Genomic DNA, 12334 nt, shown 5'->3' with positions numbered 1-12334 from the left:
CGTACCGCTATAATTTTCCGGTACTTTATCGTACTGACCACCTTTGATAGATTTTTCATCGGCAATATGTTTCATAAAACCACTCCTTGAAGACAATAAATAAAGCTTTTAAAGCACAATCATCAACCTTTAATTGCTATTCATCTAATTACTAATCTAGATATCTCGAAAATTAAGTTTCAATTGGAACTTAATCTTTATTACGCAAATATTTGAGTAAGGCCATAATAGTCAATATCAGTACCGCAAAAACCAGTACTGTAAACAATAAGGAGACAATAGATTCTCCCCAACCCATACCGTGCATCGATCCATTCATCATGCCATGCATTGACCCATTCATTATGATTTCTCCTCAGTCTAAACTGTGATCACTCCAACTCTTCAATTAATTTTTACTCGAACCGAAGAGGTTTACTGACTGTTAATATATCAATATCTTTAGCGCACTTTGGCGAACCAACGATATAGTGGCACGAACAAGATGGCGAAATACCAACCGTAAAGATATGATTCGACAAACCCAATTAGAAAACCTGTCCACGTCAACCACTCAAAGCCAGGTAGTAGAGGTGCCCAAGCTTCGTGCATCGCTATCTGTTCGGGTGCAAGTAAGCCAAAGCCTATGCATAACAGGTAACTAATGAGTAGAAACAACGATACACTGTTGCCAACAGGGGCAATCCTTAAAGTACTTGTTGTTAAGTTTGATTTGACCATCTTAGTAATCCTCACTATTGTATGATGTGGTTCAAGCTCAAGATAACCAATCGTATCTAACCATGCTAACTCTAAGGATTTGTATGAATTAAAGCTTTATCCTGTATTGATATTACTTTTTAACTCGTGCGGCGGCGGCAAGTTGACGCCATTGACCCCATTGAGGAATAAACATTGGCACTTGCTGTTTGTAAGCAAGGTAGTCTTTACCAAACTCTTCAAACATATGCCGTTCCTCACGTCGAGCTAACCATGTGTATACAAGCACAATCACTGGAAACAGACCGATTGAAAACAGAGTTGGCCAATGCACCACACCCTCACCGAACAGTGCAATAAACAACCCGGTGTACTGAGGATGACGTACGTAGGCATAGAGTCCATCAGTTACTAAACGATTTTCCCCTCGTGCTTTGTGGACTTGGCGCCAACCTTGAGCAAAAAGACCGACTCCTAAAAATGCAATAGCATAGCCGAGTAGCATTGAGATCATCATGCCTGTCTCACCTAAACCAACAAGGGTCGACCATAAGCTAGCGCTGACATATTGGCTGTCCAAACCAAAAAACCGTACTAATAAATATATAGTGAGCGGAAAGCCATACATTTCTGCGTAAAGTGCAATAATGAAAGCCTGAACTACACCAGCACCCGCCCATTCACGCCAGTTCTTTGGTGCGAAATAACGGTAAAAGAACCAAGAAATCAGAACAATAACAATTAGTGCGAGACCCCAAGTTCCAGCGTGATTAAATGACTCATTAATAGCTTACTTTCCCTGTTGTCTTTATGAATATCGTATTGCATGAAATCAATTCTTGAAAATAGTAAGCAGACGCTTAAATCTATGCAATTTTTAACCAAACAATTTTCTGTAAACTCTTTGATGTTACTGTCAATGATGGTCTGCAAGCGTATCTTTTTCGATAGCTTTTTTCCTCGCTGAAGATTTCAGGTAAACCTGCTCAGCCACAGCAATCACTACAATAGTGACGACTGCTACGCCAAGTACGAATGGATCTGAGTTTAGTTTAATCCAGACAAAACCGCCGAGAACCAACAGGTCAAGAAGTATGGCCACTATAGGCACCCACATCACCGCCTTTATATCCTGACGAAGGTATCGCAAAACACCCCAATGAATGGCGATATCCATAATTAGATAGAAAACAATGCCAAGCGCTGCAATTCGTGATAAGTCAAATAACGTCGTAAAAGCTAAACCCAACACCACAGTATAGACCAACGTATGTTTTTGAACGCTTCCCGGCATTCCCAAATGACGATGAGGCACCAGCTTCATCTCAGTCAACATAGCAAGCATACGAGAGACTGCGAAGATGCTAGCAAGGAGGCCGCCAGCGGTAGCTACCATTGCGATTGCAACTGTGAACCATAGACCATAGTCGCCAAGTGCTGGGCGTGCGGCGGCAGCCAAGGAGTAATCTTTAGTTTCGATGATTTCGGCAAGAGATAGATTACTAGACACCGCTAAACCGACTAGAGTGTAAATAACTACGCATATTGCGATTGATATTACAATGGCACGGCCGACGTTGCGATGAGGATTTTTTACTTCCGAGCCACTGTTGGTAATCGTGGTAAAGCCTTTAAATGCCAGTATGCCTAGCGCCGTTGCGCCAAGAAAGTCACCAACAGTATTAGTGTCACCTAATGTAGAAGAATCAACTGCAAAGCTATCAGCTAGCCAGATACCAACCAACCCGAATATAAGAATACCGACAATTTTTATAATACCGATAACCGATGCAACCCCCTGAATCCAACGATTACCAAGTAAATTGATAAAGAACGCAGCAAGAATAAGCGCGGCGCCAAGGATGGATACCATGCGACCGCTGTCATCGCCACCGAATAACTGCATAGTGTATGACCCGAACGTCCGGGCCAAAAAGCTCTGCGCTATAACCATGGAGAAATACATCAGCATGGCATTAAATCCAGTCGGTAAACGATCTCCGTATGCCTGATGCAGGTACATTGCAACACCGCCAGCCGACGGGTAAGCGTTAGAGATTTTGATATAAGAATAGGCACTAAAAGAAACAACGATTGCGGCGGCTAGAAAAGCAAGTGGGAAAAGCGAACCCGTCATCTGAGCCATCTGACCGGTCAGAGCGAAAATACCAGCACCGATCATGACACCGGTACCTAGCATAACTGTTCCTGATAATGTCAAACTATCCTTCTGATAGCGAGTCGTTCTATCTTGTTTCATACTTATTCGACCTTAATCTATTTCTTCGTAGAACTTCAGTTTTACAGGTTATTTTTGAAGTAAGGAGTAGGTATAGTTAGAATTAAAAGACGCGATATAGTAAATAGTTTTTAAAGAAGAGCTTACTTATTGGTATCATAATATATTATTCCAACTCATCAATAAGTGCTTGCATCTCACCGATTTCACGCTTTTGTGCTTCGATAATGTCATCAGCAAGCTGACGTACACGTGGATCTTCGATATCAGCACGCGAACTGGTCAAAATAGCAATCGAGTGATGCGGTATCATCGCCTGCATCCAATCCACTTGATCGACCGTTTGTTGTGATCTAACGCCCCATAAACCAAAGGCAAATAGCACGACACTAATCCCATAAACCATTAGATTGACCTTAGTCTTTTTATACATATTGGTCATAAAGGCGAGCATAATAATAGCCATCATAGCGCCCATATATAACGCCATATAAGCTCTGGTTTCGCTAAAATAAACGTGATCCCATTGATAAGTATTAAAATACATCATGATAAACATCACCACTGTGGATGTTAAAATCATGATTGTGAACTTTACATAAGGGTTCATTTGCTTCTGTTTATTATCCATATGGTTATTCATATTCTTGTCCTTAATTTAGTAAAAAGGCACCTAAATAAAGAGGTGCCTTTTTTTAGAGCTAGTGTTATAAACTGTTGTTACTTACATGGTTAACACTAGAACCAAAACATCACACCAGCAGTCAGACTATTAGAATCAACGTCTTCGTCCTCTTGACGACGTAAGTCTCGCGCATCACCCAAGGCGCTCTTGTAGCTGAAACCAACATAAGGCGCGAGCTGACGACTGAATGTCTCATAAGCCAGCCTAACTTCAGCTTCAAACTCATTAAATCCTTTAGTAATACCGTTATCGGTATCATCTTTACTAAAGGCAGTCAGCTCCAGCTCTGGTCTGACCACCCAACGCTGATCTAAGCGCCACTCGTACGCTGTCCCAAGATCAAGCTGGACTTGACCATCAGTATATAGATAAGCTCTTGCGTCAGTCTCAACGAAGTACGGCGCCGTACCAACAATGCCTGCCATGATTGCGGACTTATCGTTTTCAGTATTATAAGCAATACCCGCTTCTCCATTCCAGAAGATACCGAGCGGCTTCCAATAAGCGAGTGAGGTTAAGCTATCAATTTCTTTATCATCGTTAGTTTGAGCACTACCTTCACTGCGTAGAGTGACACGATTACTATCAGTACCGTACCACGTATCAAACTCAAAATCGATTTGGTCATTCTCAAACTGATAGCCCAAAGTTTCTACTGACACACCCCATAACGGTAAGCTATCCATCATCACAGGCTTACCAAAGCGACCATAGGGAACACCGTTCGAGTAGTCAGGACTGCGAGCATCAGCTGGAGCTTTACCACCTTGCATACCTCCTGACATATCCATACTGCCATGGTCCATACCTGACATGTCCATACTACTGTGATCCATACCTGACATATCGCCCGACATATCCATGCCACTATGATCCATATCTGACATGTCACCTGACATATCCATACCACTGTGATCCATATCCGACATATCGCCTGACATATCCATACCACTATGATCCATATCCGACATATCGCCTGACATATCCATGCCACTATGGTCCATATCTGACATATTGCCCGACATATCCATGCTGCTGTGATCCATATCTGACATATCCATACCAGACATGTCCATACTGCCATGATCCATGTTCGACATCTCAGCAGCGTTTGCTAAAGGTGACATTAGTAGCATCAAAGATGACATGCCAATAAACGGTAGACCTACTTTATATATTTTCATAATAAGGCTCATATTCGAAGGTTTATTAAACAACGGCAACTTCTCTAAACATCCCGGCTTCCATATGATAGAGCAGATGACAATGCCATGCCCAGCGACCAGCTTCTCCTGTGACATCAAAGCTAATTTTTTGCGCTGGTTGCACCATTATCGTATGTTTGCGAACTTGAAAATCGCCATCAGGCGTGCGCAAATCGCTCCACATACCATGCAGATGCATAGGGTGGTTCATCATAGTGTCATTGACTAAGGTAATACGCACACGCTCGCCCGGTTTGATATTGACAGGCGGCGCATCCTTAAACATGATGCCGTCGAGTGCCCAGATATAGCGCTCCATATTACCGGTTAGATGTATTTCAATCTCTCGAGTGGGCTTGCGCTGCTCGGCCATTATTTCATTGCCAACAGAATGCAGTTGGTTATAAGTTAAAACCTTACGATTAATATCACGCAAATTAATCCCCGGATCATCGAGATTCATCCGTGGACTATCGACGCGCATATCTGTCTTAAAGTCATATTCGGTCTTAGCATGACGGGAATCATAGCCATTAGCACCCATAGCCCCCATCATGTCGGACATAGTTAGCCACTCAACATCATCCATAGCAGGTATGGCAGCGCGAGCGCCTCTTTTAGTGGCAAGCGTGGTTGCGACAAAGCCGGTGCGATCGATGTTTTGGGCAAATATGGTATGCGCGTCACGGGTTGGGGTGACGATGACGTCATAAGTCTCAGCCACACCGATGCGAAAATCATCGACATCAACGGGCGCGACATCATTACCATCGGTGCCGACCACTTTCATTTTGAGCCCTGGAATGCGCACATCAAATATGGTCTGCGCGGAGCCATTGATAAAGCGTAGTTTGACCGGCTGACCGGCTTTGACCAATTGCGACCAGTTAGCCGCTGTCGTTTTACCATTCATAAGATAAGTAAACGTGGTCTCACCAGATAAATCAGTAAAATCAGTCGGCATCATGCGCATCTGGTTCCACATTTTACGCTTATCATAAGCGGCTTCTAAATCCGTTGCTGCAATATCAGATAACAGTTTTTTAAAATCTGGCAAATGGTAATTATCAAAGTCAGCACGCTGCTTAAGCAGTTTTAGCAGATTATGCGGATCGCGATGCGTCCAATCACTAAGCAGGATAACGTGATCTTCCTCGATAGGGTAGCGTTCGCGCCCTTTAGGTTCAATCACAATAGCCCCCCGCATACCGGTCTGCTCTTGGAAGCCAGTATGCGAGTGATACCAATAAGTGCCTGACTGTGTCAGTTTAAATTTGTACGTGAAGGTGCTACCCGCAGGAATACCATCAAAGCTGATACCCGGTACGCCATCCATCTCAAACGGCACTAAGAGGCCATGCCAGTGAATAGAGGTCGACTCATTCAGCTGATTATGGACTCGAATGGTGACCGTATCGCCTTCTTGCATCTTAAGCGTTGGTGCAGGCAGTGAGTCATTTATCAGCGTTGCCATGCTTGACTTGCCGTTGACCGTTATCATCTTCTCACTGACATAAAGATCAAATTCATTACCCGTTAGTATAGGTACAATGTGATCGGCTCTATCACTATTGACTACAACATTTTGGCTTTTAGTTAAAGCACTATTAGCCATCGTCGGTAGTGTGGATAGCATCGACGCGCCGAGCAAGGTGGATGACCCTGTCAAAAAACGCCTGCGGTTAAATCTGTTTTTATTCATAATATTGACCTAAGTTAATCCATGAAATGAGAGTTGAACTTATATATCTGATAACTTATTAATAGAACTACATCTGCTGCGCTGGCGACTCAATAGCCGCATACACTTGAGTGCTGCCATCCTTGTTCAATTGCATGACTTTATAGGGCATAAATTTATCTTGATATTCCATGCCCGGACTACCAACTGGCATACTCGGTACCGCAAGACCGATGGAATCAGTTGGCGGATTCGCTAGAAACTGTGCCATGTATTTGGCAGGAACGTGACCTTCAAAAACATAACCATTAGTAGTGACGGTGGTATGACAAGAGCGCATTTGCTGCGGGACACCGTAACGCTCTTTAAATAAAGATAAATCTGTAACGTCTTGCGCAGTTGCGCTTAGACCATGACCTTCGGCATAGCCTACCCATTCTTTGCAGCAGCCACAATTAGCATCTTTGTAAACTGTAGCCGAGACGTTTTGTAGAATTGTCGACCCAGTACCTGAATTAGCACTGACAGACATCATTTGCGGTTGTGGTTGCTCTATTTGAGCACTTTTGGTGGCAAACGCTGGCTCAGTTTGAGTAGAATTTGAAACACTAGTATCGGGCTGACTACAAGCCATTACTGTTGACGTTGCTACTAGTAAAAGAGCAGAAGCTGATACCTTTTTATGTCCATTGCCCATTATATTTATATAGCGTCTCATAACTTACTCCTAAGCGTCTGCTTATCTGTTGAACCTTCTAAAGATTTATACCCTATAACTAAGTGTAGTATAGGCAAAGTTTAAATCCCAAAAGGCAGCACTATTTAGTACTGCGCTTTTATAAAGGAATATGGAAGAATTAATGCTGCATTCCAGCTCCACCTTCTGACATATCCATCATGTCGCTATTCAGTGACATATCCATCATGTCATCATCCAGTCTAGTGGTTAGCATGGTATACTGATTCTCATTTAACTCAGGTAGTGATCTAATAAAAGCGACCATTGCCCACATTCTATCGTCGTCATGAGAAGCACCCCATGCTGGCATGCCTGATGCCATAATACCGTGCTTAATCGCCCAAAAACTTTGCTGAGCTCCTGCATCCGTTTTATAACGATCAACTACTTGCGCATTAGTGAAATTAGGTGGCTTAGGGTATAGGCTCTCACTAAAATCAGTGCTCTCTACCCCAGGAGACAAATGGCAGCCTGCGCACATATCCTTATAGTCCGCGCCCCCAGAGCTGATATCGACCTTCTCTAAGTCTGGTACCACAATATCTTTACTGGCATTTGCTATGGAACGATTGCGAGCGGTTTCCAAGAAATTATAAACCAATGGACTATGTCCTTGATCAGCGCCAATATTAATGACACCACTCATAACCACAGTAAAGACACCAACAATAGCGACCACGACAGTGAAAAGTACTCCTAGTAAAAACTTCATGGGTTTATCCTATAATCCATTTTCTTTAATACCCTACTCTTAGCGTCTACAAATATTTCCTACAAACCCTTATTACTGATTGATGAAACTATCTAGCAGTAATAAAGGATTTATAAAATCAATGTTTAAGAGTCACTTTTATCTGTTACGCAGTGCTTTTGATACATTTGCTTCATTTTACCCATGTTAGCCATCATCGCTTTCATGGCAGGATCGTTCATATCCATTTTGCTATGATCCATTTTTTGCATCATTTGCATATGCTTTTGCATTTTTTCACAGTTCATCTGATCTTTTTGCGCATGCATTTTTGGATCATGCGCCATAGCTGAGGTTGAAACGACTAGAGCGACGGCAGTGGCTACGATTGCTTTAGGTAAAGACTTTGATTTAAAGAGTGACATGGTTAATCCTTAATTGATTTAGTTGAGGGTACATAAAGCTTTAGGATATTAATTCAGTCTAAAGCATAACCAGTCTAAAGCATAACTTATTGATTCTGACAGAGAGATGACAGCAAGATGACAATATTGTCATCTTGCTACTTTTATATTTTAATCCGGCACGTATTCATTTAGTATGGCATCAGCATTTCTATCACGATCGCTACCATATTTTTTTATAAAATACTTTTCAGACTGCAGATGTTGATTTTGATGCTGAACTTCGCAAGCGACTCGTGCATCAACATAGCTTTTCATTTGAGCATCAGACATCTGCGCGTTATTGTGATCTAGATTTCTGGCAAACGTAGTTAAGTTATCGCAATTATCGATAATTGAAGTGCTTAGATTGGTAGTATGCGCATTAGCTGCTGATATACCGATAAGCATCGAAGCGGATAGCAGCACCACTTTTTTGAATGAACGATAGCTTTTCATATAACATCCTTAATAAATTATTAAATATTGAAACTAATTACCTGTAGTAATAATTCATAGTAGCTACTCGTATCAAGAATGAGCCGCTATGTACTATAGGTATAGATTAACAAACGAAGACTGACCATTTGATGACGAGCGCATGACATCTTTGTCAGATACCAGTCCGTTTTGTCATTTATATTGATTTGGGTATTATAAAATCATAATTATATTGAAGGATTACTATGAAAGTACTACTAGTAGAAGATGAATTAAAACTCGGCGAATATGTAAAAAAAGGCTTAAGTGAAGCAGGCTTCATTGTTGATCATCAGCTGACAGGTTTAGATGGCTACCATGCTATGATGACTGAAGAGTTTAGCGTGATACTCATGGATGTTATGCTGCCTGATGTTAGCGGTTTTGAGCTAGTACGTAATTACCGAGCGGCTGGCAAGCATACGCCAGTGTTATTTCTAACCGCAAAAGATGATTTAGATGACAAAATCAAGGGGATTGAGATTGGCGGTGATGATTATCTGACCAAACCTTTTGCCTTTGCAGAGTTAATAGTCAGGATAAAAAGCTTATTACGACGCGCCAATCAAGCCGACTATAAAAGTACGCTCATGCAAATAGCGGATCTCAAAATGGACATTGCCAAGCGCACTGTACATAGAGGAGACACGCCCATTAAACTAACCGCAAAAGAGTTCTCCCTATTACAGTTTCTATTAGAGCGCCGCGGTGAAGTATTACCACGCTCAATCATTGCTTCACAAGTATGGGATATGAACTTTGATAACGATACTAATGTGATTGATGTGGCAATAAGACGTCTGCGTATAAAAATAGACGATGAGTTTGATACCAAGCTAATTCATACTGTGCGTGGCATGGGCTACCGATTAGATGCTGTCGACGTTTCAGCTAGTAATAAAGCTGCCAGCGAAACGGAAGATAGCCAATATGATAAATAGATTGGACAATCGACGCTTACCCTTACTATGGCGAACTGTGTTTTTATTGACGATATTTGTCGTTTTATCGCAGTTGATAATCTATATCTGGGTACAGCACTCTGTTAAAGGCCATTTTGAACAAATGGATGCTGAAATCATTACCCACGCAGCCTTTAATCTACGTAAGCGCGTAACAGAGGCGGATAACCAAATAGCCTCTCAGACACTACCTAAGCCTCAAAGTCCATCAAACACTCAACAACCGCTAAGCTCGAAAGCTTCTTCAAATCTACTTCCTACAATAGCCACAGAAAATGATGATCACCTGCATTCATCAGCGCTAGATTACGATCTAAAAACTATCATTGCTGATAAAGAGGGACGATTGCTATCTAGTACTCCCAAAAACTTTGCTAATGAATTAAGTGCCGACTTTAACCTATTATCATTACAGCAAAATCATGATGACAGACAGTTTGTAATAAATATTAAAGACAGACGTTATCGAGCTATGGTTATTGGAGACGATGACATGCTTGCCCTTATCGCCTTACCCATTGACGTGCATCATCAGTATTTATTACAGTTTAACCGTCAACTTAGTCTGATCCTATTTGCCATCACACTACTGTTGGTTTCAATAGCAGCCTTAAGCGTGTATTGGGGTTTTGCCCCTTTATCCACTATCGTGCAAAGGATGAAAGGTATTCATCCTGAAAGATTGAGCGAAAGAGTAATAGTTAGTGATATGCCATTAGAGCTAAGACCTTTAGCAGAATCCTATAACTCGATGATGGCTAAGCTTGAAAGCAATTTTGAGTCGTTGTCGCGATTTTCAGACAATATCGCGCATGAGCTACGCACGCCAATAGCGACGCTGATTACGCAAACGCAAGTCATGTTAAATAAGCCTAGAGAGGAAGAGGAATATGTCGAACAATTACATCAGCAACATGACACCTTAGAGCAATTATCGGCGATGATTAACAACATGCTACTGCTAGCAAAAACCCAAAAAGGACTGAGTGATTCGCAAGTGACTACTGTAGATACTGAGGTCCTAATCAATAAGCTGTTAGATTACTTTGAAATGATTGCCGAGGATCGTGAAATAACTTTTGTAAAATTAGGAGATTTTAAGGCAGTATTAGGCGATGAAGGTTTATTGCAAAGGCTATTTGCTAATCTGCTATCAAACGCGATCTACTACGCCGCTAGTAATAGTGTCATCACAATATCAGCCACTGTCAACACTCCAAATACTTCCGTTAATACTTATAAGATGCTTGAAGACGATCAAAGTAACACTCAAACCGCGAAGCAATCTTGGCTAGAGATAACTTTTACTAATCTTCTAGAAAAACCGTTAAACCAAAGCGAAGCAGATCGATTGTTTGAGCGCTTTTATCGTCATGATAAAACTAGCCAGCACCATTCAGGATCAGGTTTGGGTTTATCTATCGTTCAGGCTATTGCTAATGCTCATAAAGGGACGGTCAATATCACTATCAAAGATGAGTATTGTTTTGAAGTTACTGTAGGATTATTGATTGCTAAGTAGCATACACCTCAATATCCTAGTGTTCAAAATATTAATAATATGTAGACCTACTATAGGTCTATTTTATTTTGATAAGTCGAAAAGGCTCTGAATGCTATTATTCATATAGTGTATAAGGCTAGATTATGAAGTCTAGTTTTCTTAGGTGATGTTGTTGATATGGGGGTTTGATAAAGGCGTACTTTACTAACTGCCACTTCGGGCATAGCCCTACGCCTTGCGTCACTAAAACAGTCTCCCAGACTGTTTCTTAACGTTCCTCATTCGCGAAGTACGCCGTCGCATTTTTTAGTATTTCACGCTCCTCTTCAGCCACTTTGAGCTGACGCTTGAGCTGCTTTATTTCTTGAAGAGCACTCATAAGGTCAGGATCATATTGCTCTGTGCCGACAAGCTTGCCTTGATTGGATTTGTTATTCCAGTTTGAGAGCGTTTGCATGGCAATACCAAGCTGCTTTGCAGTCGCTGAAATATTGCCATTATTATCTGCTATTTTCTTGACAGCTTCGGCTTTAAATTCGTCACTATAAGTTCTGATTTTCTTGGTCATGGTAAACTCCTGTTATTGTGCTTAGTTTACCAAGTTTAGCTCTACGTTTTATTCAGCATAGCTCAGGCAGCTTAATTCCATTTATAAGGTGTCTTAGGTTTGGGAGGGTTACCCATATTTATTTAATGTGTAAATATTAGCTAAATATTTACAAATAATTTCCCAGTCATAATAACTGTTTACTCTTAACTCATTAATATACATTTATTCATCCAGACAAAAGACTTCTTTTTTAGATTATATCAACTAATGATATTATTCATAGTAAACACTAAGCAGCTCAAACCTGATAAATGTAAATTAGCAGCCTAATATAACAAAAGATAACAATATTTTTTATGAATAATATATCTTCAGGATCAGCTATCTAACTCATAAGATTGTTGGTATAAATGTTGGTATAATAAAATTAATATTGGGGCTGTCCTAGATAACTAG

At 41.1% G+C, this 12334-nt stretch carries 13 protein-coding genes and 1 pseudogene; 2 read left to right on the top strand and 12 right to left on the bottom strand.

The window, feature by feature from the left end:
• Positions 1-190: 190 nt before the first annotated feature.
• The 11 genes from B3V51_RS04995 to B3V51_RS04950 all read right to left on the bottom strand — a co-directional run bounded on the left by B3V51_RS04995 (position 191) and on the right by B3V51_RS04950 (position 8841).
• Positions 191-343: a hypothetical protein gene (locus B3V51_RS04995; RefSeq protein ID WP_286708072.1), complete on the bottom strand. Its 153-nt coding sequence runs from the start codon at positions 341-343 to the stop codon at positions 191-193.
• 98 nt (positions 344-441) lie between these two features.
• Positions 442-720: a DUF5676 family membrane protein gene (locus B3V51_RS12845; RefSeq protein ID WP_223334650.1), complete on the bottom strand. Its 279-nt coding sequence runs from the start codon at positions 718-720 to the stop codon at positions 442-444.
• A 112-nt stretch (positions 721-832) separates the two neighbouring features.
• Positions 833-1216, bottom strand: a complete 384-nt coding sequence (locus tag B3V51_RS04990; protein WP_286708071.1) for a methyltransferase family protein — start codon at positions 1214-1216, stop codon at positions 833-835.
• Positions 1217-1615: 399 nt separating this feature from the next.
• Positions 1616-2959, bottom strand: coding sequence for an APC family permease (locus B3V51_RS04985; RefSeq protein ID WP_265088802.1), 1344 nt, complete (start codon positions 2957-2959; stop codon positions 1616-1618).
• Positions 2960-3104: 145 nt separating this feature from the next.
• Positions 3105-3581 carry a DUF305 domain-containing protein gene (locus tag B3V51_RS04980; RefSeq protein WP_037059145.1) on the bottom strand — a complete coding sequence of 159 codons (477 nt, stop codon included), beginning with the start codon at positions 3579-3581 and terminating at the stop codon, positions 3105-3107.
• Between the two features lie 95 nt (positions 3582-3676).
• A complete protein-coding gene (locus B3V51_RS04975; protein WP_093068430.1) occupies positions 3677-4807 on the bottom strand; it encodes a copper resistance protein B in 1131 nt (376 codons plus the stop codon).
• Positions 4808-4832: 25 nt separating this feature from the next.
• Positions 4833-6530: a copper resistance system multicopper oxidase gene (locus B3V51_RS04970; protein WP_286708070.1), complete on the bottom strand. Its 1698-nt coding sequence runs from the start codon at positions 6528-6530 to the stop codon at positions 4833-4835.
• A gap of 67 nt (positions 6531-6597) precedes the next feature.
• The gene (locus B3V51_RS04965; RefSeq protein WP_071001781.1) at positions 6598-7227 is read right to left on the bottom strand and encodes a DUF411 domain-containing protein; all 630 of its coding nucleotides are present in this window, start codon (positions 7225-7227) and stop codon (positions 6598-6600) included.
• A 139-nt stretch (positions 7228-7366) separates the two neighbouring features.
• Positions 7367-7960, bottom strand: coding sequence for a c-type cytochrome (locus B3V51_RS04960; RefSeq protein WP_286708069.1), 594 nt, complete (start codon positions 7958-7960; stop codon positions 7367-7369).
• A 125-nt stretch (positions 7961-8085) separates the two neighbouring features.
• On the bottom strand, positions 8086-8364 hold the full coding sequence (locus B3V51_RS04955) for a hypothetical protein (protein WP_071001783.1): 279 nt from the start codon (positions 8362-8364) through the stop codon (positions 8086-8088).
• Between the two features lie 150 nt (positions 8365-8514).
• The gene (locus B3V51_RS04950; protein ID WP_071001784.1) at positions 8515-8841 is read right to left on the bottom strand and encodes a hypothetical protein; all 327 of its coding nucleotides are present in this window, start codon (positions 8839-8841) and stop codon (positions 8515-8517) included.
• Between the two features lie 227 nt (positions 8842-9068).
• On the opposite strand from B3V51_RS04950, the gene B3V51_RS04945 reads away from it, so the two are divergent.
• Positions 9069-9803, top strand: coding sequence for a heavy metal response regulator transcription factor (locus B3V51_RS04945; RefSeq protein WP_025645672.1), 735 nt, complete (start codon positions 9069-9071; stop codon positions 9801-9803).
• A complete protein-coding gene (locus tag B3V51_RS04940; RefSeq protein ID WP_284719440.1) occupies positions 9793-11346 on the top strand; it encodes an ATP-binding protein in 1554 nt (517 codons plus the stop codon). The genes B3V51_RS04945 and B3V51_RS04940 overlap by 11 nt, the downstream gene beginning before the upstream one ends.
• A 286-nt stretch (positions 11347-11632) precedes the next feature.
• On the opposite strand, the pseudogene B3V51_RS04935 reads toward B3V51_RS04940, so the two are convergent.
• Positions 11633-11896, bottom strand: a pseudogene (locus tag B3V51_RS04935) (transposase); the annotation flags it as partial.
• Between the last annotated feature and the right edge of the window lie 438 nt (positions 11897-12334).

It is taken from the genome of Psychrobacter sp. UBA2514 (assembly GCF_002341255.1).
Lineage (GTDB): Bacteria > Pseudomonadota > Gammaproteobacteria > Pseudomonadales > Moraxellaceae > Psychrobacter > Psychrobacter pacificensis.
The sequence above is the reverse complement of the archived record's forward strand: the minus strand, read 5'-3'. Positions and strand labels throughout refer to the sequence as shown.